The 24,102-nt window shown below is 67.6% G+C and carries 20 protein-coding genes; 10 read left to right on the top strand and 10 right to left on the bottom strand.

Annotated elements, in window-relative coordinates; all coding sequences use genetic code 11:
• Positions 1 to 21 precede the first annotated feature (21 nt).
• Together HPF_RS00100 and HPF_RS00095 are read left to right on the top strand one after the other, a co-directional pair.
• On the top strand, positions 22 to 3,531 hold the full coding sequence (locus HPF_RS00100) for a S8 family peptidase (RefSeq protein ID WP_133155360.1): 3,510 nt from the start codon (positions 22 to 24) through the stop codon (positions 3,529 to 3,531).
• A gap of 17 nt (positions 3,532 to 3,548) precedes the next feature.
• Positions 3,549 to 6,041, top strand: a complete 2,493-nt coding sequence (locus HPF_RS00095; RefSeq protein ID WP_133155359.1) for a hypothetical protein — start codon at positions 3,549 to 3,551, stop codon at positions 6,039 to 6,041.
• Between the two features lie 18 nt (positions 6,042 to 6,059).
• On the opposite strand, the gene HPF_RS00090 is transcribed toward HPF_RS00095, so the two are convergent.
• Together HPF_RS00090 and HPF_RS00085 are read right to left on the bottom strand one after the other, a co-directional pair.
• The gene (locus HPF_RS00090) at positions 6,060 to 6,668 is read right to left on the bottom strand and encodes a M15 family metallopeptidase (protein ID WP_133155358.1); all 609 of its coding nucleotides are present in this window, start codon (positions 6,666 to 6,668) and stop codon (positions 6,060 to 6,062) included.
• Positions 6,669 to 6,737: 69 nt separating this feature from the next.
• Positions 6,738 to 6,977 carry an ATP-binding protein gene (locus HPF_RS00085; RefSeq protein ID WP_133155357.1) on the bottom strand — a complete coding sequence of 80 codons (240 nt, stop codon included), beginning with the start codon at positions 6,975 to 6,977 and terminating at the stop codon, positions 6,738 to 6,740.
• 19 nt (positions 6,978 to 6,996) lie between these two features.
• On the opposite strand from HPF_RS00085, the gene HPF_RS00080 reads away from it, so the two are divergent.
• Both HPF_RS00080 and HPF_RS00075 read left to right on the top strand, forming a co-directional pair.
• Positions 6,997 to 7,464: a CoA-binding protein gene (locus tag HPF_RS00080; RefSeq protein ID WP_066151869.1), complete on the top strand. Its 468-nt coding sequence runs from the start codon at positions 6,997 to 6,999 to the stop codon at positions 7,462 to 7,464.
• Positions 7,465 to 7,467: 3 nt separating this feature from the next.
• Positions 7,468 to 8,754, top strand: coding sequence for an O-acetylhomoserine aminocarboxypropyltransferase/cysteine synthase family protein (locus HPF_RS00075; protein WP_133155356.1), 1,287 nt, complete (start codon positions 7,468 to 7,470; stop codon positions 8,752 to 8,754).
• A 71-nt stretch (positions 8,755 to 8,825) separates the two neighbouring features.
• Here the strand turns inward: HPF_RS00075 and HPF_RS00070 are convergent, their stop codons facing one another.
• On the bottom strand, positions 8,826 to 9,122 hold the full coding sequence (locus tag HPF_RS00070; protein ID WP_079366282.1) for an RNA recognition motif domain-containing protein: 297 nt from the start codon (positions 9,120 to 9,122) through the stop codon (positions 8,826 to 8,828).
• Between the two features lie 391 nt (positions 9,123 to 9,513).
• Here HPF_RS00070 and HPF_RS00065 point away from each other — a divergent pair, with 391 nt between their 5' ends.
• From HPF_RS00065 to HPF_RS00050, 4 genes are read left to right on the top strand one after another with little or no spacing between them, the layout of a single operon-like run.
• A complete protein-coding gene (locus tag HPF_RS00065) occupies positions 9,514 to 10,377 on the top strand; it encodes a cysteine hydrolase family protein (protein WP_133155355.1) in 864 nt (287 codons plus the stop codon).
• Between the two features lie 13 nt (positions 10,378 to 10,390).
• On the top strand, positions 10,391 to 11,587 hold the full coding sequence (gene pncB / locus HPF_RS00060) for a nicotinate phosphoribosyltransferase (RefSeq protein WP_133155354.1): 1,197 nt from the start codon (positions 10,391 to 10,393) through the stop codon (positions 11,585 to 11,587).
• Positions 11,584 to 13,284 (top strand): NAD+ synthase, encoded by a 1,701-nt coding sequence (locus HPF_RS00055; RefSeq protein WP_133155353.1) that lies wholly within the window; start codon positions 11,584 to 11,586, stop codon positions 13,282 to 13,284. The genes pncB and HPF_RS00055 overlap by 4 nt, the downstream gene beginning before the upstream one ends.
• 5 nt (positions 13,285 to 13,289) lie before the next feature.
• Positions 13,290 to 14,345 carry a bifunctional nicotinamide-nucleotide adenylyltransferase/Nudix hydroxylase gene (locus tag HPF_RS00050; RefSeq protein WP_079366278.1) on the top strand — a complete coding sequence of 352 codons (1,056 nt, stop codon included), beginning with the start codon at positions 13,290 to 13,292 and terminating at the stop codon, positions 14,343 to 14,345.
• Between the two features lie 68 nt (positions 14,346 to 14,413).
• On the opposite strand, the gene HPF_RS00045 is transcribed toward HPF_RS00050, so the two are convergent.
• Positions 14,414 to 14,779, bottom strand: coding sequence for a thioredoxin family protein (locus HPF_RS00045; protein ID WP_133155352.1), 366 nt, complete (start codon positions 14,777 to 14,779; stop codon positions 14,414 to 14,416).
• Between the two features lie 61 nt (positions 14,780 to 14,840).
• Here HPF_RS00045 and HPF_RS00040 point away from each other — a divergent pair, with 61 nt between their 5' ends.
• Together HPF_RS00040 and HPF_RS00035 are read left to right on the top strand one after the other, a co-directional pair.
• The gene (locus HPF_RS00040; RefSeq protein ID WP_133155351.1) at positions 14,841 to 15,278 is read left to right on the top strand and encodes a PACE efflux transporter; all 438 of its coding nucleotides are present in this window, start codon (positions 14,841 to 14,843) and stop codon (positions 15,276 to 15,278) included.
• Between the two features lie 158 nt (positions 15,279 to 15,436).
• Positions 15,437 to 16,222 carry an NYN domain-containing protein gene (locus HPF_RS00035; RefSeq protein WP_165961632.1) on the top strand — a complete coding sequence of 262 codons (786 nt, stop codon included), beginning with the start codon at positions 15,437 to 15,439 and terminating at the stop codon, positions 16,220 to 16,222.
• A gap of 32 nt (positions 16,223 to 16,254) precedes the next feature.
• On the opposite strand, the gene HPF_RS00030 is transcribed toward HPF_RS00035, so the two are convergent.
• The 6 genes from HPF_RS00030 to dnaA form a co-directional block, all read right to left on the bottom strand.
• Positions 16,255 to 17,097 carry a protein NO VEIN domain-containing protein gene (locus HPF_RS00030; protein WP_243721656.1) on the bottom strand — a complete coding sequence of 281 codons (843 nt, stop codon included), beginning with the start codon at positions 17,095 to 17,097 and terminating at the stop codon, positions 16,255 to 16,257.
• A 74-nt stretch (positions 17,098 to 17,171) separates the two neighbouring features.
• Entirely contained in the window at positions 17,172 to 18,410 is a 1,239-nt protein-coding gene (locus HPF_RS00025; protein ID WP_133155349.1) for a type II toxin-antitoxin system HipA family toxin, read from the bottom strand.
• Entirely contained in the window at positions 18,394 to 18,699 is a 306-nt protein-coding gene (locus HPF_RS00020; RefSeq protein WP_133155348.1) for a helix-turn-helix domain-containing protein, read from the bottom strand. Before HPF_RS00020 ends, HPF_RS00025 begins: the two co-directional genes overlap by 17 nt.
• Positions 18,700 to 18,748: 49 nt before the next feature.
• Positions 18,749 to 21,376, bottom strand: a complete 2,628-nt coding sequence (gene gyrB / locus HPF_RS00015; protein WP_207959257.1) for a DNA topoisomerase (ATP-hydrolyzing) subunit B — start codon at positions 21,374 to 21,376, stop codon at positions 18,749 to 18,751.
• 80 nt (positions 21,377 to 21,456) lie between these two features.
• On the bottom strand, positions 21,457 to 22,563 hold the full coding sequence (gene dnaN, locus HPF_RS00010; protein ID WP_066160732.1) for a DNA polymerase III subunit beta: 1,107 nt from the start codon (positions 22,561 to 22,563) through the stop codon (positions 21,457 to 21,459).
• Positions 22,564 to 22,695: 132 nt separating this feature from the next.
• Positions 22,696 to 24,102 carry a chromosomal replication initiator protein DnaA gene (gene dnaA, locus HPF_RS00005; protein WP_079366253.1) on the bottom strand — a complete coding sequence of 469 codons (1,407 nt, stop codon included), beginning with the start codon at positions 24,100 to 24,102 and terminating at the stop codon, positions 22,696 to 22,698.

Below are 24,102 nucleotides of genomic sequence, written 5' to 3'. Positions count from 1 at the left end.
CGATCTCTGGAGAACACCATCATGAGCAAGATCGACGCCTCCCTGAATCTCAACCTCCGGCTGAAGGCCGGCAACCAGCTGCCGGCCGACCTGCTGGACCGCTACGGCTTCTCGGCCGACGGCCAGCGCGTGTCGGTGCTGGTGCAGTTCAACGGCGAGACCGGCCCGCTCGTGACGGCCGGCCTGCAGATCGCCAGCCGGACCGACGACGTGCTGACGGGCGACATCGCGGTGTCGGCCATCGACGCCCTCGCGGTCCTTGAAGGTGTGGTCCGCATCGAGGGCGCGCGCCTGATGCATCCCATGCTCGACATCGCCACGGCCGACGCCCACCTGGGCAACACGCGCAGTCCCGGCATCGGCACGCCGCCCACCGCCTACCGGGGGCGCAACGTGATCGTGGGCCTGATCGATTCGGGCATCGACTACACCCACGCCAGCTTCCGCAGGGCCGACGGCAGCACGCGCATCCTGCGCATCTGGGACCAGTTCCTCGTGCCGGCGGCGGGCGAGGCGGCGCCGGCCGGCTACAGCTACGGCGTCGAGTACACCGACACCCAGATCAACAGCGCCCTGGGCAACGCCAACCCCCACAGCGTGGTGCGCCACCGCGACCGGGGTGCCCACGGCACCCACGTGGCGGGCATCGCGGCGGGCAACGGCCGCGCGGCCGGCACCTTCGCCGGGGTCGCGCCCGAGGCCGACATCATCATGGTGCGCAACGACAGCCGGGGCAGCGACGGCACGCTGCAGCTGGCCAACTCGGTGCGCACGGTCGACGCCCTGCACTACATCTACAGCGTGGCGGCCGCCCTGAACCGGCCGGTGGTGGTCAACCAGAGCCAGAGCATGAACGTCGGCCCCCACGACGGCACGACCCTGCTGGAGCAGGCGATCAACCGCGAGCTGGGTTTCCCCGGCCGGGCCTATGTCTGTTCGTCGGGCAACCAGGCCGACAACGCCATCGCCGTCAGCGGCAGTGTGCCGGCCTCGGGCAACCTGGTGCAGACCTTCAGCGTGCCGGCGGGCGACGTGGTGGACGACACCATCGACCTCTGGTACCCCGGCAACCAGCGGCTGTCGGTCACCCTGACCAACCCGGCGGGCGTGGCCACGCCGGTGGTGGTGCCGCCGGCCAGCGCCGCGGCGCCGACCACGCTGGTCCACACCCTGGCCGGGGGCAATGTGGTGGCGATCGATTCGCGCATCGACAGCGTGCAGAACCACGACAACGAGATCCTGATCCGGCTGACCCGGGGCACGGCGGCGTCCATCGCCAGCGGCACCTGGCGCATCACGCTGACCAACGCCGGCACCACCGCCGTGCCGTTCGACGCCTGGATCGAGCGCCCGGTGGACGGCAACCCGGTCTGGACCGGCAGCCCCGACACGGTCAGCAAGTCGGTGGCCATCCCGGCCAGTGCGCGCGAGGCCATCGCGGTGGGCTGCTACCGCACCAAGACCGGCGCCGGCGCGGATGCCGGCGGCAACAAGGGCACGTTGTCGGACTTCTCCAGCCGCGGGCCCACGCGCGACGGGCGTATCAAGCCCGACCTGAGCGCGCCGGGCGAGTTCGTCATGTCGGCGATGTCGGTCGACGAGAGCAGCCCCGGCACCACCGACGCCAGCGGCACCTACCAGCTCATGGCCGGCACCAGCATGTCCACGCCCATGGTTGCGGGCACCGTAGCCCTGATCCTGGAGAAGAACCCGACCCTGCGCCAGGAGCAGATCCGCCTGGGCCTGCAGGCCACGGCGCGCAAGGACGCGCAGACCGGCACCGGCAGCGCGGTGCCCAACAACAACTGGGGCCACGGCAAGCTCGATATCGAGGCCGCCGTGGCCTACAACTACCCGGCCTTTGCCAGCCGCAACTGGGTGCGCATCCGCACCATGCTCTACAACTGGACCGAGGCCGACACGCCGCCGACCTTCGAGATCAGCGCCAACGAGAACGGCGAGGCGGTGATCGAGCTGGCCTGGGACCCGCAGGCCCTGCTCGCGCCCAGCACCGGCTATGTGCCGCTGCGCTACTACAACACCGGCCAGGCGCTGGACGTCACCATCACCAAGGCCGCGGGCGGCAACCAGACCATCCAGCTGCCGGTGCAGGTGATCCGGCTGGCCGGCAACCGGGCGCGCTGGCAGATGCCCCAGGCCCTGTGGGACGGCTACCGCGAGGAGTTGCGCAAGGCGCGGGCGGGCCAGTCCACCATGTCGCCCAACCTCTACTACCGCGTGCGCCTGAACCCCACCGGCGCGGCCTCGGTGCTGATCTGGCCGCCAGACGCCAGCTTCCAGAACGACCCGATGGCGCAGCGGCTGGCCATCATCCAGACCCGCCTCTCGGCCGCTTCCCAGGTGGCCCCGGACCAGGCCGCGGTCGACGCCATGCCGGTGCCCTGGGGGGCCTTCCTGCAATGGTTGTGGAACAACCTGCCGGACGACTCGCCCGACCGCCAGTCGCTGGCAGGGGTGTTCAGCCACCGCTTCTTCACCAACGAGATCGAGACCGCCACGCGCGGCAAGATCCTGATGCTGTGGCTGTTCGCCGGGCCGGGCGCGCGGCAGAAGCTGCCGACCCTGCTGGACACGCGCTTTCGCAACGCCGCCAACCTGGAGATGTCCATCCTCAAGCAGCCGGACCTCAAGGACCGCGAGCTGCTGGTGGACCACCTGCTGGCGCTGCTGCAGATCGATCCGCACCCCGACATCGCCGGTGTCACCGCTGCCGAACAGCTGGTCGACGACGCGCTGACCGAAATCATGGACCCCAACGGCCAGACCAACCAGGGCACGGCCAGCACCTGCGGGCCCACCAGCGTGCAGACGCTGCTGATCAACACCAACGCCTCGGAATACGTGCGCCTGCTGCGTGGCCTGCTCGGCCGGGACGCCAGGGCCACGCTGGCCAACGGCGACCCGGTCGAGGTGCCGCCCGGTGTGTATCAGGTGGCGCGCTACGCCGGCGCCGCGTCGCTGCCCTTCTTCGTGCGCACCAACGCCGAACTCGGGTTCCAGTCGGCGGTGCTGCGCTATGCGCGGGGCAGCGCCTGGCCCGAGTACGACCCCTCGGCGCCGCCCGATGCGCCCAACGGCGTGAACACGGTGTTCCAGGAAACCATGCGGCGCGGCGTGACGGCGGCCCAGCTGCAGCGGGCGCTCAGCGGGCTGCTGGGGCGTGCTCACTCGACGCAGCAGGCGCCGCAGCCCACCGATGCCTTGCGCAACGACTTCGTGCAGCGCATCCAGCAGGCGCGCGACCCGATGCTGCTGGTGGTGCACTGGGGCGCGCCGCCCAGCGACGCGGCCCACACCGGTCTGCATGCGGTGGTGGCGCTGCGCGGCGAGTCGGGCCGGGTGTTCTTCAAGAACCCGCAGTACGCAGGCAGTTCACCACCCGCCGGCGCCGCACCCAATGGCGGCGCGGCCGCCCCGCCCCGTCGCTACGAAGACCCGGCCCAGGCGCTGGAGTCCATGGGCGACAACGACCTGGGCGACTGGATCCGCTGGTTCCACCACCCCGCCTGACCACCAAGGAGCCTGACATGCTGTATCTCGACGCACCGATCGGCCCCATCCGTGGCCTGATGATCTACCGCGATCACGAAGACACCAACCTGTTCTATTACGTGCCCGAGCGGCCCCGGCTCGCCCTCAACGACGGCGTGCCCGAGTTCCTGTTCCTCAAGTACCGGCGCGACATCACCGACAACCCCGACTTCGACCCCGACGCGGGCGGCCAGTCGCTGGGCGGCGGCTTCATGGCCTTCACCGTCGACCTCGGCGTCGACGACCGCACGCTGGGCAGCATCAAGGGCGAGCTCGGCCGCTTCGCCGACGGCGACGTCAAGCTGGTGCCGATCCAGTTCCGCAAGGGCAGCGTGAGGCTGTCGGTGGTCAAGGACGCCGCCGAGGACCCGCCCGCGGGCGCACCGGCGCCATCGCCCACCGCGGCGCGCGGCCTCAAGCTCTACGAGGAGGTGTACGGCGCCACCCAGCCTTCGCTGTTCGGCTTCAACCGCGCCACCTTCGCCATGATGCTCGACCGCGAGGCCGCCACCCTGATGGAGGCCGGCCTGCGCACCGGCATCAGCCCGGTGGGGGTGATCTACAACCTGGAGTTCCTGGGCCTGCGCCCCTCGTTCCGCATCAAGATCCGCGCCGAGTACAAGCGCGTCTACGAGACCCTGGAGGCCGAACTCGGCGCCCGCGGCTCCATCGGCATGGTCAGCCTGGCGGCCGACATCGGCGTGGCTTTCCAGAAGCTGCGCGACAACGGCTCGGTGCAGATCGAGGTGATGAACTTCACCGACGACGAGGACCTGCGCAAGAAGGCCGACGACGCCTGGCAGTGGTTCCAGACCAAGCTGCTGGAGGACTTCTTCGAATCGGCGCTGGAACCACCGAGCTTCATGACACGCCAGTCGGGCAACCTGGGCATGCTGGGCCAGCTGCAGTCGCTGTTCGGCGGCCTGACCGGGCCACAGACCGGCACCGCCCTGGCGCCGCCCATGGGCGCGCCGTCCACCGCCACGCCCACCACCGCGCCCGCCGTGCACGGGCCGTCCGAGGGCGTGCCGTCCACCAGCACCGTCAACCGCAGCGCGGCGGCCGCCAACGCCGGCAGCGGGGGCGCGGCGGGGCCGGCGGGCAACAGCTCGATCTCGCCGTTCCAGGTGGCCTTCTCGCTCAAGTTCGTGCACCAGGACGAACTGCAGGTGCGCACCTTCGACTATTCCATGCAGTCGGCCGAGGCGCGCACGGCCGCACCGCAGGGCATGTTCGGCACCGTGGTGGCGGGCTTCAACCTGGCCGACCGCATCCGCAGCGTGAGCCTGGACGACAGCTTCTTCCAGCGCCTGATCGCCACGGTGTCGATGGGCACCGACCTCGCGCAGGCCGGCATCGCCAGCGTGGCGGTGAACCTGGAGTACCCCGGCGAGCGCCCGCCCAACGAGGACGCCCAGCACGTCGACGGCTTCCTGTTCGTGCCCGGCAAGACCGATCCGCGCACTTTCACCACCTTCCTCAATGACCGGCGCGACCTGAGCTACCGCTACAAGCTGGACATCACCTTCACGCCCAACAGCGACTGGACGGCGGCCAACACGCAGGTCTCCACCGGCTGGGTGGTGGAGCGCGCGCGCCAGCTGGTGATCGCGCCGCTCGACCACGTGGAGCTGATGGACGTCGAGGTGTCGCTGGGCGACATGGACAGCGGCGAGATCACGCAGGTCGAGGTCGAGCTGGTCTACGACGACCCGTCCAACGCCTTCCGCGTCGAGAAGACCCTGCTGCTCAAGCCCGGCGAGGCCACCAAGCACTGGCGCCTGCGCCTGGCCAACAACGCCACCCGCAGCTTCCGCTACCGGGCGCGCTACTTCCTCAAGTCGGGCAACCTGCGCGTGCAGGAAGACTGGGTCACCACGGCCGACCCGGCGGTGATCATCAACGAGCCCTTCGAGGGCGAGCTCAACATCCGCCTCATTCCGCTGCTGGACCAGACCAACCTGATGGAGGCGGTGGTCGACATCCGCTACCAGGAGCCGTCCTCGGGCTACCGGCGCGAGTTCCAGGAGATCTACGACGAGACCCGGCTCGACCGCCGCTCGCTGCGCATCCCCACCCTGGTGCCCGAGCCACCGCCCTTCACCTACGAGACCACGGTGGTGCGCGGCGACGGTTCGGTGTTCGAGTCCGGCCAGGTGGCGGCCGACGGCAACGTGGCGGTGATCATGGACGGCGTCGGCGTCACGCAGCGCATCCGGGTGCGCCTGCCCCAGGCCACGCTGGGTGCGCTGATCGCGCTGAAGGTGGACCTGCGCGGGCCGGGCGACGAGCCCGACTTCGCCAGCGTGCTGTTCACGCCCAGCCAGCTCGAAGAGAAGACCGTGGTGCTGGTGCAGCCGCCGTCGGCCGGTGGCGGGCCGTTCACCTACAGCTTCACGGTGACGGGCTACAACAACCTGGGCCAGCCGGTGCCCGGGCAGACCGGCCAGCAGTCGGGGCCGGCCTTCATCGTGCCCATGCCGGCCTGAGCCGGCGGCCGGTGTCGCTCAGGCGAACACCGGTTGCCCGTTGGCGAGCCGCTCGCGCAGGCTCGCCAGCATCTCGCGTTCCGGGAGGTCCTGCGCCCAGGCCGGGCGCAGCTGGAAGTGGGGCTGGTCGACGATGGTGGTCCAGTTGCCGCCCCACTCCAGCCCCAGCTCCATGCCCAGCACGCCGACCGCCTTGTACTTGGGCGACTCCGGCAGGTACCTGTTGCCGCTGAAGACGCCGATGTCGAAGGCGATGCCGAAGTTGTGGTTGGAGAAGCCGCCGCGCGCGTTGGTGACCTTGGGGCCCGGTGCGGTGCGTCCCTTGGCAAACAGCGCGTCCTGTTCCTCGAAGCTGCGGGTGCCGCTGATCACCTTGATCTGGATGCCGCTGGCGGCCGCCTTCTGCACCAGCGCGCGCGCCATGGGCCGGGCTTCCGGCAGCAGGGTGGCGATGGCGGTTTCGCTGCGCGGGTCCACCGCGGAGAGGGCCTGTTCGGGCGGCTTGCGGTTGATCGTCGGCTTGACCAGGGCGGCGTAGATGGCGCCCCAGGTCTGTGGTCCGGCACGGCCGTCGGTCTCGATGCCCAGCGCGCCCTGGACGGCGCGGATCATGTCGGTGATGTCCATGGAACCTCCGATGTGAAACGCTTCCCCTAGGAAGCCGGAGGGCCACTGTAGGACGCTCGCGCGGGGGCTTCATCCCTCGTCCAAGGGACCGCCGCCCAGGCGCTGCATGGCGATCGCTTCGAACGGGCAGCGCACCGCGCACTTCGCGCAGCCGGTGCAGCCGGCCTCGTCGTGCAGCGTGCTCTTCTTCTGCCAGCCCGGCACCACCGCCAGCGAGAGCACGTGCGGCGGGCACACCGCCACGCACCAGCCGCAGCCGGTGCAGCGGGTCGTGTCGATGACAGGCAGTGCCTTGCGTTCGCTCGCCATGGCGGTATTGTGTCGGGCCATGCAAGACGACATCCCCACCCTGCGCGGCATCCTCGCGCGCGACCGCACCATCGCCGTGGTCGGCCTCTCGGCCGAATGGCACCGCCCCAGCTACTTCGCCGCCAAGTACATGCAGGAGCGCGGCTACCGCATCGTGCCGGTGAACCCGCGCTACCCCGAGATCCTGGGCGAGAAGAGTTATGCGCGGCTGGAGGACATCCCCTTCCCGGTCGACATGGTGGACGTGTTCCGCAAGGTCGAGGAGATCCCGGCGATTGCGAGGAGCGCGGTCGCCATCGGCGCAAAAACGCTGTGGCAGCAGCTGGGCCTGATGAGCGAGGAGGCCGACCGCATCGCGACCGAGGGCGGGCTCGACTCGGTCTGGGACCGCTGCGTGAAGATCGAACACGCGCGCCTCTTCGGTGGCCTGAACTGGGCCGGCGTGAACACCAAGGTCATCTCGGCCCACCGGCCGAAGCAGGTCTGAAACATGGCCGACCGCAACTTCCAGCCCGAGACGCTGGCCATCCACGCCGGCCAGATCCCCGACGCCGCCACCGGCGCGCGCGCCCTGCCGATCTACCAGACCACCAGCTTCGTGTTCGACAGCGCCGACCACGCGGCCAGCCTGTTCAACCTGCAGACCTTCGGCAACGTCTACTCGCGCCTGTCCAACCCCACGGTGGCGGCGCTGGAAGAGCGCGTCGCCGCGCTCGAAGGCGGGCGCGCGGCGGTGGCCACGGCCAGCGGCATGGCGGCCGAGGCGCTGGCGCTGACCACGCTGCTGCAGGCGGGTGACCACGTGGTCGCGGCCGGCGCGCTGTACGGCGGCAGCGTGACCATGCTGGCCGTCAACCTCAAGAAGTTCGGCATCGAGACCAGCTTCGTCGACGCTACCGACCCCGAGGCCTTCGCCGCCGCCATCCGCCCCAACACCCGTGCCCTGTTCGCAGAGACCCTGGGCAACCCCAGCATGGTGGTGCTCGACATCACCGCCATCGCGGCCGTGGCGCACGCCCACGGCCTGCCGCTGGTGGTGGACAACACCGTGCCCAGCCCCTTCCTCTGCAACCCGATCAAATTTGGCGCCGACATCGTGGTGCACAGCGCCACCAAGTACCTCGCGGGCCATGGCAGCACGCTGGGCGGCGTGGTGGTCGAGAGCGGTACCTTCCCGTGGGACAACGGCAAGTTCCCCGGCATGACCGAGCCCTCGCCGGGTTACCACGGTGTCAGGTTCTACGAGACCTTCGGCAACTTCGGCTTCACCATGCGCTGCCGCATGGAAGGCCTGCGCGTGTTCGGCGCGGCGCTCGCGCCCACCAGCGCCTGGCAGATCCTGCAGGGCGTCGAAACCCTGCCGCTGCGCATGGAACGCCACTGCGCCAACGCGCTGGCCGTCGCGCAGTACCTCAAGGACGACCCGCGCGTGGGCTGGGTCAACTACCCCGGCCTGCCCGACCACCCGCAGCACGAGCTGATGAAGCGGCAGATGCGCGGCGCCTCTGGCCTGCTCGCGTTTGGTGTGAAGGGCGGTCTGGCCCAGGGCGTGAAGTTCATCGAGAGCGCGCAGTTCATGAGCCACCTGGTCAACATCGGCGACACGCGCACCCTCATCAGCCACCCCGCCAGCACCACCCACCGCCAGCTCGACGAAGCCCAGCAACTGGCGGCCGGCGTGCCGCCGGACATGGTGCGCATCTCGGTCGGCCTGGAGCACATCGACGACATCCTCTGGGACATCGACCAGGCGCTGGACCGCGCGGTTCAGGCCTGAAGCCATCGGCCAACGATCGACGAAAAAAAACCGGCCCAGTGGGCCGGCTTCTTTGCGAGGAGCGTGGGGGCTCAGTAGCCGCCGCGTCCGCCACGGTCGCCGTAGCCACCGCCGGTCGACTCTTTCGGGCGCGACACGTTGACGACGATGTTGCGGCCACCGACGGACAGGCCGTTCAGGCCTTTGATGGCGGCTTCGGCCTGCTCGGACGAGCCCATTTCCACAAAGCCGAAGCCCTTGGAGCGGCCGCTGTCGCGGTCCATCATGACCTTGGCCGAGGCCACGTCGCCGAACTCGGCAAAGTTGGTGCGCAACGAATGGTCGTCGGCGGAGTAGGGCAGGTTGCCCACGTACAGTTTGGTGCTCATGGCGAGCCTTTCAGAGAGTGGCGCCGTGGTCGGGACACAGCCCCGGTGGCGCAGAGAGAAGCGGCTTCAAAGGATGCCGCGAGGACAGATGCCGCAGGAGCCGCAAGGCCGCCGGGCAGGGAGACGGGCTGTGCGGCACAGGGGCTGCCAGCCTTGGGGCTTCGGTTGGCGCATGCCAGCGAACCCCGCTCACCGGCGAATCATATGCCTTATGTAAATAAAAAGCCAGTTTTTTATTTTTACTGGTTTTAAAAATGGCTCATTCTGCCGCCGCCGATCACCCGCGCAGGCTTGCGGCGAGGCGCCCTGGAGCACGTCGACAAACCGCCGGGCAGGGCTCAGCGCCCGGGGAAAGGCGCGCCCTCACCTACCATCGACCCAGGAGGACACCATGAGCAGCTGCACCACTTTGTTGGTCATCGACCCGCAGAACGACTTCTGTGACCTGCCCGAGGAATGGCGCGCCGTGGACCCGCTGCGCCAGACCCCCGCCGCACCTGCGCTGCCGGTCAGCGGCGCCCACGCCGACATGCTGCGCCTGGCCGCGCTGATCGACGCCGGGGGTGGTGGCATTCACCGCATCGTCGTCACCCTCGATTCGCACCAGCGCTACGACATCGCCCACCCCACCTTCTGGCAGACCGGCGAAGGCGCGGCCGTGGCGCCGTTCACCGCCATCACCGCGGCCCAGGTCCGCGCAGGCGAGTACCGGCCGCGCGATGCGAGCGCCCTGCCCCGCACGCTCGCCTACCTCGACGCGCTGGAGCAGGCCGGCCGCTACACGCTGATGGTCTGGCCCGTGCACTGCGAGATCGGCAGCTGGGGCCACAACGTGCACCCCGCCGTCAAGGCCGCCTACAACCGCTGGGAAGACCGGCGCCTGGGCGTGGTGCAGAAGGTCACCAAGGGCAGCAACCCCTGGACCGAGCACTACAGCGCCCTGCAGGCCGAGGTGCCCGATGCGGCCGACGAGGACACGCAGCTCAACACCGCGCTGATCGCCAGACTGGACGAGGCCGAGCGCATCGTCATCGCGGGCGAGGCCAGCAGCCACTGCGTCAAGGCCACGGTCGAACACCTGGCGCAGCACCTGCCCTCGCGCCGGCTCGACAAGCTGGTGCTGCTGACCGACGCGATGAGCCCGGTCAGCGGGTTCGAGGCACAGGCCGCCGCTTTCCTGTCGGATCTGCAGCGCCAGGGCGCGCGCCTGGCCACCTGCGCCGAGGTCCTTCCCCTTCTTCAGGCCAGCGCCTGAACCCGGAGCCGCCATGGAACCCGTCATCACCAGCCTGCTGGACACCGACCTCTACAAGTTCACGATGTGGCAGACCATGCTGCACCGGCATCCGCAGACGCAGGCGGAGTACCGCTTTGTCTGCCGCAACCAGTCGGCCTACCCGCTGACCGAACTGCTGGACGAGGTCAACGCCGAACTGGACGCGCTGTGCGCCCTCTCGTTCACCGAGGACGAGCTGCGCTACCTCGGCGGCCTGCGCTACATCAAGAGCGACTTCGTCGACTTCCTGCGCATCTTCCGTTTCCAGCGCGGCTTCATCCAGGCCTTCGCCGAGGGCGACCAGCTGCGCATCGTGGCGAAGGGGCCGCAGGTGCACGTCATGGCCTTCGAGATCTTCGTGCTGGCCATCGTCAACGAGCTGTACTTCCGCCGCTTCGACCGCGCCTCGGCCGAGGCCGAGGGTCGCCGCCGGCTGGAGGCCAAGATCGCCACCATCGAGGCCTTCGTGCAGCAGCCCGCCCTGCGCCACCCCTTCGAGCTGTTCGACTTCGGCGTGCGCCGCCGCTTCTCGCGGCCCTGGCAGCGCGAGGTGGTGCAGGCCTTCAGCGCGCGCCTGCCCCAGGTGTTCAAGGGCACCTCCAATGTGCGGCTGGCGTGCGACCTCGGTCTGGTGCCCATCGGCACCATGGCGCACGAGTACCTGCAGACCTACCAGGCGCTGGGCGTGCGCCTGCGCGATTCGCAGAAGGCCGCGCTGGAGGACTGGGTGCAGGAGTACCGCGGCGACCTCGGCATCGCGCTGACCGACGTGGTCGGCATGGACGCTTTCCTGGCCGACTTCGACCTCTATTTCGCCAAGCTGTTCGACGGTCTGCGCCACGACTCGGGCGACCCGCTGGTCTGGGCCGAAAAGGCCCTGGCCCACTACGCCAAGCTGCGCATCGACCCGCACACCAAGCGCCTGGTGTTCTCCGACGGTCTGACCGTGGACAAGGCCATCGCCCTCTACCGCGCGCTGGGCGACCGCACGCAGCTGGGCTTCGGCATCGGCACCCATCTGTCCAACGACGTCGGATTGCAGACGCTCAACATCGTCATGAAGCTCACCAGCGCCAATGGCCAGCCGGTGGCCAAGCTGTCGGACTCGCCCGGCAAGACCCTGTGCGACGACGCCACCTTCCTGGCCTACCTGCGCCAGGTGTTCAACGTGCCTGCGGAGGCCACATGATCACCATCACCCTGGCCCAGCTCAACGTCACTGTGGGTGACATGGACGGCAACGTGCGCAAGATGGTGGCGGCCGCGCAGCGTGCGCGCGACGAGGGCGCTGAGCTGGTGGTCTTCTCCGAACTCTCGCTTACCGGCTACTACCCGGGCGACCTGCTCGACGAACCGCACTTCATGGCCCGCGTGGACGCAGGCTTCGAGGCGCTGCTGCTGGCCTCGCGCCAGATGCCCGCGCTGCACTGGGTGATCGGCATGCCGGCGGCCCACCAAGGGCCGGGCAAGCCGCTGCGCAACGTGCTGCGTGTGGTGCGTGCGGGCGAAGTGCTGCTCGAATACGCCAAGCAGCTGCTGCCCACTTACAACGTCTTCAGCGAGCGCCGCCACTTCGAGCCCGGCCCCGACGTGGCCAAGGTGCTGCGCATCGGCACTGCGCAGGTTGGCTTCCTGATTTGCGAAGACGGCTGGAACGACGGCGGCAGCGGCTACACGGTCAACCCGTTCGAGCGGCTGCGCGACGCCGCGCCCGACCTGGTGGTGTCCATCAACGCCAGCCCGTCCCACATCGGCAAGCGCGAACAGCGCCACCAGATCTTCGCGGCCGCCAGCCGCCGCCACGGCCTGCCCATCCTCTATGTCAACCAGGTTGGCGGCCACGACCAGCTGGTCTACGACGGCGCCTCCTTCGCGGTGGAGCCGAAAGCCGGCGTGGTGTTCGAGGCGCAGCGCTTTGCCGAGGACGTCACCACGCTGCGCTTCGAGGCCAGCGGCTTCCGCGACGCGCGGGGTGGCGCACTGCCTGCCGTGCCCGCCGAGGGCTTGTCCACTCTGGCCTTCTACCGCGAGCACATCGTGCTCGGCCTGCGCGACTACGCGCGCCGCTGCGGCTTCACACAGGCAGTGATCGGCTCCTCCGGCGGCATCGACTCGGCCATCACCATCGCGCTCGCGGCCGAAGCCTTCGGGCCAGACCGTGTGACGGCCATCACCATGCCCTCGGTGTTCTCGTCGGCGGGCTCGGTGGACGACTCGCAGGCACTGTGCGACGGCCTGGGCGTGCGCCTGCACCGCCACCCCATCGCCGATCTGGTGCAGGGCTACCGCACCGGCTTCGAGGCAGCTTTCGGCGCGCCGCTGCAAGGCCTGGCGCTGGAGAACCTGCAGGCCCGCATCCGCGGCACCGTCCTCATGGAGTACTCCAACACCTGGGGCCACCTGCTGCTGACCACCGGCAACAAGTCGGAGATGTCGGTCGGCTACTGCACGCTCTACGGCGACACCAACGGCGGCCTGGGCCTGATCGGCGACCTCTACAAGACCGAGGTGTTCGCGCTCGCGCGCCACCTGAACGACGCCGCCGGCCGCGAGATCATTCCGCAGGCCATCATCGAGAAGCCCCCCTCGGCCGAACTCGCGCCCGACCAGAAGGACACCGACAGCCTGCCACCCTACGAGGTGCTCGACGAAGTGCTCAAGCACCTGATCGAAGGCCACGGTCTGGCGCGCGAGGAGCGTGTCGAGGTCGAGACCTTCGTGGCCCGTCTGCTGCAGCAGCCCGAGGGCCCGGCGCTGGTGGACCGTGTGCGCCGCATGGTCGCGCGCAGTGAATACAAGCGCCGCCAGGCCCCGCCCGTCATCCGTGTGCGCGCCCGTGCCTTCGGCTCCGGCCGCCAGATGCCCATCGCCGCCCAACACTTCTGATCACCATGAACGCCACTACCCCGACCTTCGCCGCCGCCGTCTGCATCGGCCGCTTCCAGGGCCTGCACCTGGGGCAGCTCGCCGTGATCCGCCGCGCCCTCGCGCTTGCACCGCGCGTGGTGGTCGTCATCGGTTCCGCCTTCCAGGCGCGCAGCCCCAAGAACCCCTTCACCTGGGCCGAGCGCGTCGAGATGATCCGCCTGGCACTGAGCGCCGACGAGGCGGCGCGTGTGGGCTTTCTGCCGGTGCGCGACCACTACGACGGCCAGCGCTGGGTGCAGGCGGTGCGCGAAGGCGTGCAGGCGCAGCTGGGCACCCTGCCGCCGGGCCAGACCGTGCTGGTGGGCCACCACAAGGACGCGACCAGCACCTACCTCGACGACTTTCCCGGCTGGCTGCTGGACGACGTGGGCTCGCAGGGCGCGCTGCATTCGAGCGCCGTGCGCGACGCGCTGTTCGGCGCCGCCGGACACCCGCTGGAGCCCGCGCTCGCGGCCCTGGTCAGCCAGGTGCCGCCTTCAACTATCGACTTCCTGCGCGCCTGGGCCCAGCTGCCTTGCTACCGCGAACTGGGGACGGAGTGGGCCAGCCTGCGCGCCGAGAAGGCCTTGTGGGCCAGCGCGCCCTACCCGCCGGTGTTCGTCACGGTCGACGCGCTGATCCAGTGCGCCGGCCACGTGCTGCTGATCGTGCGCGACCGTGCGCCCGGCCAGGGCCTGTTCGCCCTGCCCGGCGGCTTTCTGGAGCCGCGCGAGACGGTCTACCAGTCGGCCCTGCGCGAACTGCACGAAGAGACCGGCCTGCACCTGCTGCCGGCCGACATCGCGCACGCGCTCAAGGGCGTGCGCGTGTTCGACCACCCCGACCGCAGCGCGCGCGGCCGCGTCATCACCCACGCCCACCACTTCGACCTGGGCCAGCGTCCGCTGCCCGAGGTGCAGGGCAGCGACGACGCGCGCTCGGCGCAGTGGGTGCCCATCGCCGACCTCGCGGCGATGGAAGACCGCTTCCACGACGACCACTTCCACATCCTCGACAGCTTCCTCGGGCTGACCGCCTGAAGCCGACGCCGCGCAGTGTATCGACGCCCGGCTCCGGTGCTCCGGTGCTTCGGTGAAAGGAATGGTGTTCAGGCGCGGTGGCGCGCGGCCAGGCGCTGCGCCAGCGCCACCGCCTCGGGCGCCACGCTCTGCGGGGCGGCATCTTTGGCGCCCAGGTGGGCCAGCAGGTGGTCCAGAAACGCCGGCTGCGGCGGGATCGCACTGAGGAACAGGGCCTGGCCACCGCGGGCGATCAGCACTGTGGGGAAGGTCTCGATGTCCAGCCCCACCTCGTCCATCAGGTCCGGCTCGTCCTCGATGTCCAGCCACTGCCAGCGGTGCTCCGGGTGGCGCGCGATGACCACGTCCCAGTCGGGCCGCCAGGCCCGGCAGGCACTGCACCACTCGGCACACAGACAGACCACATCCAGCATCGCGCGCTCCAGCCCAGACATCACAATCGGGGGAGCATAGCCGCGCCCCCGCGGCTCCAGTAACCCCACACCTCCCATTCCCATGCAAGGCGCCCGCCGAAAAATCGTCTACGTCACGCTCTACGAACTGTTCGCCATCGCCATCAGCAGCACCGGTCTGGCCGCCGGTTCCGGCGCCAGCCTGGAGCGCGCCGGTGTGGTCGCGGTGGTCTCGGCGGTGATCGCCGTGGTGTGGAACCTGGTCTACAACACCCTGTTCGAGCGCTGGGAGTCGCGCCAGAGCGTGCGCGGCCGCAGCGTCGGGCGCCGTGTGGCGCACGCCGTCGGTTTCGAGCTGGGCTTTCTGGTGCTGCTGGTGCCGCTGTTCGCCTGGTGGCTCGGCATCAGCCTGGAGCACGCGCTGGTGCTGGAGATCGGGCTGGCCATGTTCTTCCTGCTCTACACCTTCGTCTTCAACTGGGCGTTCGACAAGGTGTTCGGCCTGCCCGCGTCGGCGCTGCCGCTGCCCGAAACCCCATGAATGCCGAAGCCGTCGTTACCCACCACCTGCGCATCACCGGCCGTGTGCGCAATCGGCGGGACGGGAGCGTGGGGGGCGCTGACCGGGTTGGAGCAGCGGGAGACGGCGTAGGCGTTGCTCCCGCATAAGATGGACACCCGCCCTTGGGAGAGCCTACCGTGATCGTTTTCCTGATCGATGCCGACAACCTGAGTTCGCCCGCCTGGGTGAACGAAGCCATCAACTCTATCGAAGCCACCGAAGGCCCCATCGCCGTCCGGCGAGCCTACGGCAGCGCGGAGAACCTCAAGGGCCTGGCCGAACCGTTGCGTGACTGGGCCATTCGCCCGTTCCTGAACGTCTACCTCACCAAGAACACCACCGACATGGCGCTCGCCGTGGACGCCATGGAGCTGGCCTGTCAGACACCGGCTCCGCACACCGTGGTGGTCGGTTCGGGCGACGCGGACTTCGTGCCCCTGGTCGTGCGTTTGCGCGAGCGGGGCATCAAGGTTCTTTGCGTGTCCGAATACCGCAAGATGGCACCCGAAGCACTGAAGGCCTATGACGGCGTGATCTACGTGGGCCGAACCGCTGCCGCCCACGCGACCGCGACCCCCAAGGCGCCGCCCCCGGCCAAGAAGGCCGCCGCTCCAGCACCTACCGCCAAGAAGGCGCCTGCCAAGAAGGCGCCCACCATCAAAAAGGTGGCCGCGAAAGCCGCAACCGCTGCATCCGTCACACCCGCTGACCGGGTCACCAAGGACATGGTGCTGGAGGCCATCCCCAAGCTGAAGACCGGTGAGTGGATTCCGATATCGGATGCGGCCAAGGCGTTGCACGACAAGAAGCTGCTGAGCAAGAGCGCCTCCAGTGCGCGCCTCTTCAAACGGTTTCCGCAGAGTTTTGAGCTGAAGCCGGAGAAGCAGCCCAACCAGGTGCGGTTGACCGGCGCCGCCGACTGAGTTCAGCCCTTGCGCAAGGGCGTCTCGCGTAGTTACGCGAAGCTCGCTCGGTAGGTCACAGGGTCCAGCGCGCAGTGCTGATCGAGTGCTCCATTGAGGGCAAACAAACGTGGTGCCTGGCGAAACTCGAACAGGCGGCAAAGGACGAAGTGGTCTTTGGCGTCTTTTGAAAAGTCCAGTTCGTTTCGGGTCACAAAGAAGGGCGTCTCTTTGCCAAAGGCGGTCGTCTTCACCTCGATGAAGCGCTCCCTTCCACTGGCGTCGAACGACAGCACGTCGTAGCCAAGACCATCACCTTTGGTTTGTGAGACATGCTCGACGCGGTCTGCCAGCGTGGTCATGCCGAGCTGATTCAATCGCCAGTGCTCGAAACGAACCACAAACTCTTCTCCGGCAATTCCAAGGCTGGTGTTGCGGGCCTCTCGGGCGATGTAGTCACGTTTAACGGGTGCGTAGTCTCTGTAGGGCGCGGCGTCCGTTGCGACGTGCTGACGCTTGGGTGCATTGGCGACCACTTTGGAGAAATCGATCAGCTCCGGGCTTACAGCCGGTTGCTCGACAGCGGCGAGCGCCAGTGAATCGAGTGAGGTCTGGCGAGTGACTTGCGCTTCAACGACTTCGCGCAACAAGCTCTGGTAGTTGGACCGCGGTTGATACCCTCGAACAGTGGGGAATCCGAGATCCCTCATCACTGCACTGATGTTGCAGTGTTTGAACTCAATGGAACCGTCAGTGCGCCCCTGGAGCTTTTGTTGAAGCGCTCTGCGATGGGCTGTCTTGCTGAACGCCTGTCCCGCCAGTTCAAGGCTGAGCATTTTCAAGTAATCAGCGACGATGGCTTCAACTTCGAGGCGGTTCCAATCTTGGCTGGTCATGGCGTTACTGGGTTGCAGATCATGCCGACGGTAGGAGCACCCTCAGCTGAGGACGCTCCTTGAGGAGCGGCAGTTCACTGACCATACCCGAACCCTTCTTCCCACACCTGCCCCAACTTCCCCAGCAACTCCGCCGGCACCCGCTGATCGCCCCGCGCCTCCTCCAGCGTCGCGCGCATCGCCTCGGCAATGCGCTGCAACGTCTGCGCGGGCTGGCTCACGCCGCAGATGCGGCGCCCGAAGTCGATGAGTTCGTCGCGTGTGGGGTAGGCCTTGCTGTGGTGCCTGCCGGCGAACAGCTTCAGGGCCAGCGTGCGGTCGGTCAGCTCTGGCCCGCCGGGGTACTGGGTGTAGGTGTAGATGGCGGTGGTGACCACGTCGAACAGCGGGGCGAGGCGGATGTCGGTGGCGGAGCGGTAAAGAACGCCGAAGTTCTTGAGGTGGGCGTCGCCGTTGCGGACCATCACGGACAGGGCCACCTGCTCGAAGAAGCGGTGCAGTTCGCGGGCCGGCAGCTGCAGCTGGCGCAGCAGCTCGGCCACGCGCTGGTAGCTGCCCTGGTATTTGCGGTCCGACAGCACATCTCGCACCCTCAGACCGGCCAGCGCCGCGATGTCTTCGAAGCCCAGACGTTCGATGTGTCCGTCGGTGTGGTGAACCAGGTCGAAGCGGTCCAGGATCAGCATCTGCCCGTCGTGCGAAAGATCGAAGCCCGGCGTCTCGATGCCGGCGCGGCGGGCGGCGCTCAGGCACAGGTATTCGTTGGCGGCAAGGCCCGGATAGGCGGGGCTGGCGGCTTTGACGATGAGAGAGGGAATGGGCACCGTGGGCCGGTCGGGCACCATGATCTTGGGTTGCATGCCGGCAATGCCGGCGCCGGTGCTGAGGTAGGCTGCCATGAGATCGTTGAACAGCTCGGGCGTGTAGCGGGTCTGCAGCAGTTCGGCTTTGCTCAGCGTCCTCGGCGTTGCTGGCTCGGGCGTGTCGGGCAGGCTGTAGCCGAGCCGGCCGATGCCATTGCGGCCCACCAGCGCCAGCAGGTGCATGGGCGTCATGGGCTGCTTGGGAAACAGCTGCCGGATCTTCATGAACAGATCGCCCTCGGGCAGGTTCTGGTCCATGGGCGGGAACAGGTCGCCGTCTTGCCAGGTCAGGCGTTCGCTGGCGGGCATGAGCAAGGCCACCGACAGCTGCGACGGGTCAGCGTCGAGGTAGCGGAATTCGTAGGTGGAGCCCTTGAGCAACTGACCCGCCTGCGCGTGGTCGCCAATGGCGACCTGCAGTTGACGCAACTTTTCAGGCAGCTGGGTCATGGCCGGAGCTCCCGCCCTCTGGCGCGTCTTCGTCGTCCATCTGGAAGCGGCGGGCGACCTCGGCGGCCGACGGCAGGCCGGCATTTTCAAGCCTCAACGACAGGCCAAGGGCAGCCATGACCGCCAGCAAGGAGGAGACTGTGGTGTCCTCACCAGCCTCCAGCCGATAGACGACTTCGCGCACCTTGCCGGCCTTGGCGGCCAGCTCTGACTTGCTCAATCCCAAGGCCTCGCGCCGCAAGCGCAACTGGGCACCCAACTCGTCGGGAAGCCGTATTTTGTCAGTCATGGCTTGCATTTTTGTCATTTGAAGACCTGAATGCAAGTTGCAACTGACATTAAACGTCAATGTTGCCGGCTCTGAGCGCGTTGGTTTCGATGAAATCCCGCCGCGGCTCCACCTCATCCCCCATCAACATGGTGAACACGCGGTCGGCTTCGATCGCGTCGTCGATCTGCACGCGCAGCAGGCGGCGCACCTGCGGGTCCATGGTGGTTTCCCACAGCTGCTCGGGGTTCATTTCGCCCAGGCCTTTGTAGCGCTGGCGGCTGGTGGTGCGTTCGGCTTCGCTGATGAGCCACTGCATGGCCTGGCGGAAGTCGCCGACCTTTTCTTCCTTCTGCTTGTCGCCTTCGCCGCGCTGCGCCTTGGCGCCTTCGCCCAGCAGGCCGCGGAAGGTGTCGGCCGCGGTGGCCAGGGCGGCGTAGTCGGCGCCGTGCACGAAGTCCTGCGTGAGGATGCTGCTCTTGACGTTGCCGTGGTGGCGGCGGCTGATGCGCAGGATGGGTTTGTCGCTGCGCGCATCGAATTCGCCGGCCACTTCGGGCGGCACGCCTGTGGTGCTCAGCTCGGCCAGCTTGGCCTGCATGGCGACGGCGCTGGCTTCGGCCTCTTCCACGGTGTCGAGCTTGACGCTCACGCCGTCGGCAATCGCGCGCAGCGCTTCGGCGTCCATGAAGTTGGAGAGGCGCTCGATCACGCGCTCGGCCGCCTGGTGCTTGCGCGCCAGTTCGGCCAGGGTGTCGCCCTCGAGCACGGTGTTGGCGGCGCCACCGGTCTGCACCTTGGCGCCGTTCAGGGCGATGCGCAGCAGGTACTGGTCCAGCGCGGGCGCATCCTTCAGGTACAGCTCTTCCTTGCCGTTCTTCACCTTGTACAGCGGCGGCTGCGCGATGTAGATGTGGCCGCGCTCGACCAGTTCGGGCATCTGGCGGTAGAAGAAGGTCAGCAGCAGGGTGCGGATGTGGGCGCCATCGACGTCGGCGTCGGTCATGATGATGATGCGGTGGTAGCGCAGCTTGGCGACGTCGAAGTCGTCCTTGCCTTCCCCGCCCGACCCCTCGCCGCCGGCCTTGCCGATGCCGGTGCCCAGCGCGGTGATGAGGGTCAGGATTTCGTTGGAGCTCAGCAGCTTCTCGTAGCGCGCCTTTTCCACGTTCAGGATCTTGCCGCGCAGCGGCAGGATCGCCTGGAATTTGCGGTCTCGGCCCTGCTTGGCCGAGCCGCCAGCGGAGTCGCCCTCGACGATGTAGATCTCGCACAGGGCGGGGTCTTTCTCCTGGCAGTCGGCCAGCTTGCCGGGCAGGCCCATGCCGTCGAGCACGCCCTTGCGGCGCGTCATCTCGCGCGCCTTGCGCGCGGCTTCGCGGGCCTTGGCGGCCTCGACGATCTTGCCGCAGATGATCTTGGCGTCGTTGGGCTTTTCCTGCAGGTAGTCGGTCAGCAGTCGGGCCACCACGTCTTCCACCGGGCCGCGCACTTCGCTGGACACCAGCTTGTCCTTGGTCTGGCTGGAGAACTTGGGTTCGGGCACCTTGACCGACAGCACGCAGCACAGGCCTTCGCGCATGTCGTCGCCGGTCACTTCCACCTTGGCCTTTTTGGCCAGGTCGTTCTCTTCGATGTACTTGTTGATGACGCGCGTCATCGCGGCGCGCAGGCCGGTCAGGTGGGTGCCGCCGTCGCGCTGCGGGATGTTGTTGGTGAAGCAGAGCACCTGCTCGTTGTAGCCGCTGTTCCACTGCATGGCCACCTCGACACCGATGTTGGTGCCCTGGTCGCTCTGGCGGTCGCCGATGGCGTGGAAGCAGTTGGGGTGCAGGACCTGCTTGCCCTTGTTGATGAACTCCACAAAGCCCTTGACGCCGCCGGCACCGGAAAAGTCGTCTTCCTTGCCGCTGCGCTCGTCCTTCAGGCGGATGCGCACGCCGTTGTTCAGGAACGAGAGTTCGCGCAGGCGCTTGGCCAGGATGTCGTAGTGGAAGTCGTTGTTCTCTTTGAAGATCTCGGTGTCGGGCAGGAAGTGCACCTCGGTGCCGCGCTTCTCGGTCGCGCCGATCACCTTCATCGGCGAGACCTCGACGCCGTCGCGCATCTCGACGATGCGGTTCTGCACGAAACCGCGCGCGAACTCGATCTGGTGGACCTGGCCTTCGCGGCGCACCGTCAGGCGCAGCCACACCGACAGTGCGTTCACGCAGGACACGCCCACGCCGTGCAGGCCGCCCGAGACCTTGTAGCTGTTCTGGTTGAACTTGCCGCCCGCGTGCAGCTCGGTCAGCGCGATTTCGGCGGCCGAGCGCCTGGGCTCGTGCTTGTCGTCCATCTTCACACCGGTCGGGATGCCGCGGCCGTTGTCGGTCACGCTGATCGAGTTGTCGGTGTGGATGGTGACGACGATGTCGTCGCAGTGGCCGGCCAGGGCTTCGTCGATGGAGTTGTCCACCACTTCGAAGACGAGGTGGTGCAGGCCGGTGCCGTCGGACGTGTCGCCGATGTACATGCCCGGGCGCTTGCGAACGGCCTCCAGGCCTTCCAGGATCTGGATCGCCCCCTCGCCATAGCCTTCACTGGCGCCGGCCTGGTTCGCGTCGATCTTGGGCTGGAAATTGGAGCTGTCGGCGCCTGCTTCACCGGTGTGAACGGCGTCTTTTCCGGAATCGGCGGGCTTGTTGGCTTCGGACATGGTGAATTTCTCTGACTTCTAGAAACGCCAAACCCGCTGATCAGCGGGTTGGCATGCAAGGTGGCTGCGGGTGTTGCGGATCAGATCCGCATGGGCATGACCACGTACTTGAACGCGTTGTCTTCGGGGTTGGTGATCAGCGCGGAGCTGTTGCCGTCCTGCAGTTCGATGCGGACCATTTCCTGGCCCATGTTCTGCAGCGCATCGATCAGGTAGGTGACGTTGAAGCCGATTTCGATGGCGTCGCCGCCGTAGTCGATGTCGAGCTCGTCGACCGCCTCTTCCTGTTCGGCGTTGCTGGACGCCACGCGCAGCGTGCCCGGCTCGACGTTCAGGCGCACGCCCTTGAACTTCTCGCTCGTCATGATGGCGGTGCGTTGCAGGCTGGCCAGCAGCGGCTGGCGGCCCAGCGTGACGATGTTCTTGTGGTTCTTCGGAATGACGCGGTTGTAGTCGGGGAACTTGCCCTCTACCAGCTTGGTGACGAACTCCATGCCGTCGAAGCTGAACTTGGCCTGGTTGGCGGCGAACTGCATCTCGATCGCGCCTTCCTTGTCGGACAGCAGGCGCTGCAGTTCCAGCACGGTCTTGCGCGGCAGGATCACTTCCTGCTTGGGCACTTCCACGTCCAGCTCGGCACTGGCAAACGCGAGGCGGTGGCCATCGGTGGCGACCAGCGAGAGCTTCGTACCCTCGGCCACGAACAGGATGCCGTTGAGGTAGTAGCGGATGTCGTGCACCGCCATCGCAAACGACACCTGGCCCAGCAGGCTCTTGAGCGTCTTTTGCGGCACCGAGAACACGGGGCCGAAGCTGGCCGACTCCTGCACCAGTGGGAAGTCCTCGGGCGGCATGCTCTGCAGGGTGAAGCGGCTCTTGCCGCCCTTGAGAATGGTCTTGCCACCGGTGTGCTCCAGGCTCACAGCCTGGTCGGCCGGCATGGTGCGCAGGATGTCGATCAGCTTGCGCGCGCCGATCGTGGTGGCGAAGCTGCCGTCGTCGCCGCCCAGTTCGGCCGTGGTGCGGATCTGGATTTCCAGGTCGCTGGTGGTCAGCTGCACCTGGCCTCCGGTCTTGCGCAGCAGCACGTTGGCCAGGATGGGCAGCGTGTGACGCCGCTCGACGATGCCGGCGACCGACTGCAGCGCGGCCAGCACCTGGGCCTGGGAAGACTTCAAAACGATCATGTCAGACTCTTTCGTCACTGGTTGACTGGCGCTCTGTCGCGGCGCTCTCCTCGGGCATGCCTCTCAGCCCCCTCGAAACCCAAAACGTAGCTATTTTCACCTGTTTTTACAGACCGCTCCGGGTGCCCCCGGTCAGCCTTTCAGGGTCTGCTCCAGCACGTGCAGCTGCTGGTTCAGCTCCGTGTTGGTCTGGCGCTCGGCCGCGATCTTGCGCACTGCGTGCAGCACTGTCGTGTGGTCCCGGCCGCCGAACAGCTCGCCGATCTCGGGCAGGCTTTTCTGGGTCAGCTCCTTGGCCAGGAACATCGCGATCTGGCGCGGCCGGGCGATGCTGGCCGGGCGCTTCTTGCTGTACATGTCTGCGACCTTGATCTTGTAGTAGTCGGCCACCGTCTTCTGGATGTTCTCGACCGAGATCTGGCGGTTCTGGATCGACAGCAGGTCCTTGAGTGCATCGCGAGCCAGCTGGATCGATATCTCTTTCTGGTTGAAGCGGCTGTAAGCCAGGATCTTGCGCAGCGCGCCTTCGAGTTCGCGCACGTTCGAGCGCACGTTCTTGGCGACGAAGAAGGCGACCTCCTCGGGCATCACGGCATTCTCGGCCGCGGCCTTGTTGATCAGGATCGCCACGCGCATTTCCAGCTCGGGCGGCTCGATGGCCACCGTCAGGCCGGAATCGAAACGCGAAACCAGACGCTCGTGGATGTCGGCCAGACCCTTGGGATAGGTGTCGCTGGTCAGCACGATGTGGCTCTTGCGGGCCAGCAGCGCCTCGAACGCGTTGAAGAACTCTTCCTGCGTGCGTTCCTTGTTGGCGAAGAACTGCACGTCGTCGATCAGCAGCAGATCGAGCGAGTGGTACCGCTCCTTGAACTCGTCAAACGTCTTGCGCTGGTAGGACTTGACCACATCCGAGACGAACTGCTCGGCGTGGATGTACAGAACCTTGGCCTGCGGCTTGTCGGCCAGCAACTGGTTGCCGATGGCGTGCACCAGGTGGGTCTTGCCCAGACCGACGCCGCCATAGATGAACAGCGGGTTGTAGAGCTGACCCAGGCTGCCGGCCACGTGCATCGCGGCGGCGCGCGCCATGCGGTTGGCCGAGCCTTCAACCAGCGTGGCGAAGGTCAGCGCCGGGTTCAGGCGGCTGCGCGGTCCGGTGGCTGCGGTGGGCTCGGCGGGCGCCACATCGGGCAGCTCGGCCAGCACCTGTTCCTGCACGGTGCGCGACGATGGAGTGCTTCGGATGGTGGCTTCGCGAGGAGCAAGCGCTAACTCCAGTACCACGGGAGCACCCTGGATGCCCTCCAGCAAGGCGGTGATCCGGGCCGCGTACTGCGCCCGGATCCAGTCCATCTTGAAGCGGTTGGCGACCGCCACGGTGACGCGCGACCCGTCGGGCGCGACCGTGGCCGAGAGCGGACGGATCCAGGTGTTGAACTGCTGCTCGGGGATTTCCTGGGCGAGACGGTCGACGCAGGACAGCCAGAGCGACGAGGCGTCGCTGGCAGCAGAAAGGGGGGAATGGCCCTCGATCAT

The organism is Hydrogenophaga pseudoflava (genome assembly GCF_004353865.1).
Lineage (GTDB): Bacteria > Pseudomonadota > Gammaproteobacteria > Burkholderiales > Burkholderiaceae_C > Hydrogenophaga > Hydrogenophaga pseudoflava.
This window is presented reverse-complemented; position numbering and strand designations above follow the sequence as displayed.

Excerpts from the sequence above, each read along its gene's own strand:
- HPF_RS00050 (WP_079366278.1), top strand. The coding sequence starts at position 13,290 with ATGAACGCCACTACCCCGACCTTCGCCGCCGCCGTCTGCATCGGCCGC.
- HPF_RS00025 (WP_133155349.1), bottom strand. The coding sequence starts at position 18,410 with ATGACCCAGCTGCCTGAAAAGTTGCGTCAACTGCAGGTCGCCATTGGC.
- HPF_RS00095 (WP_133155359.1), top strand. The coding sequence starts at position 3,549 with ATGCTGTATCTCGACGCACCGATCGGCCCCATCCGTGGCCTGATGATC.
- HPF_RS00085 (WP_133155357.1), bottom strand. The coding sequence starts at position 6,977 with ATGGCGAGCGAACGCAAGGCACTGCCTGTCATCGACACGACCCGCTGC.
- HPF_RS00065 (WP_133155355.1), top strand. The coding sequence starts at position 9,514 with ATGAGCAGCTGCACCACTTTGTTGGTCATCGACCCGCAGAACGACTTC.
- dnaN (WP_066160732.1), bottom strand. The coding sequence starts at position 22,563 with ATGATCGTTTTGAAGTCTTCCCAGGCCCAGGTGCTGGCCGCGCTGCAG.
- HPF_RS00045 (WP_133155352.1), bottom strand. The coding sequence starts at position 14,779 with ATGTCTGGGCTGGAGCGCGCGATGCTGGATGTGGTCTGTCTGTGTGCC.
- HPF_RS00070 (WP_079366282.1), bottom strand. The coding sequence starts at position 9,122 with ATGAGCACCAAACTGTACGTGGGCAACCTGCCCTACTCCGCCGACGAC.
- HPF_RS00075 (WP_133155356.1), top strand. The coding sequence starts at position 7,468 with ATGGCCGACCGCAACTTCCAGCCCGAGACGCTGGCCATCCACGCCGGC.
- HPF_RS00030 (WP_243721656.1), bottom strand. The coding sequence starts at position 17,097 with ATGACCAGCCAAGATTGGAACCGCCTCGAAGTTGAAGCCATCGTCGCT.
- dnaA (WP_079366253.1), bottom strand. The coding sequence starts at position 24,102 with ATGATCGAGGGCCATTCCCCCCTTTCTGCTGCCAGCGACGCCTCGTCG.
- HPF_RS00055 (WP_133155353.1), top strand. The coding sequence starts at position 11,584 with ATGATCACCATCACCCTGGCCCAGCTCAACGTCACTGTGGGTGACATG.
- HPF_RS00020 (WP_133155348.1), bottom strand. The coding sequence starts at position 18,699 with ATGACTGACAAAATACGGCTTCCCGACGAGTTGGGTGCCCAGTTGCGC.
- pncB (WP_133155354.1), top strand. The coding sequence starts at position 10,391 with ATGGAACCCGTCATCACCAGCCTGCTGGACACCGACCTCTACAAGTTC.
- gyrB (WP_207959257.1), bottom strand. The coding sequence starts at position 21,376 with ATGTCCGAAGCCAACAAGCCCGCCGATTCCGGAAAAGACGCCGTTCAC.
- HPF_RS00100 (WP_133155360.1), top strand. The coding sequence starts at position 22 with ATGAGCAAGATCGACGCCTCCCTGAATCTCAACCTCCGGCTGAAGGCC.
- HPF_RS00090 (WP_133155358.1), bottom strand. The coding sequence starts at position 6,668 with ATGGACATCACCGACATGATCCGCGCCGTCCAGGGCGCGCTGGGCATC.
- HPF_RS00080 (WP_066151869.1), top strand. The coding sequence starts at position 6,997 with ATGCAAGACGACATCCCCACCCTGCGCGGCATCCTCGCGCGCGACCGC.
- HPF_RS00040 (WP_133155351.1), top strand. The coding sequence starts at position 14,841 with ATGCAAGGCGCCCGCCGAAAAATCGTCTACGTCACGCTCTACGAACTG.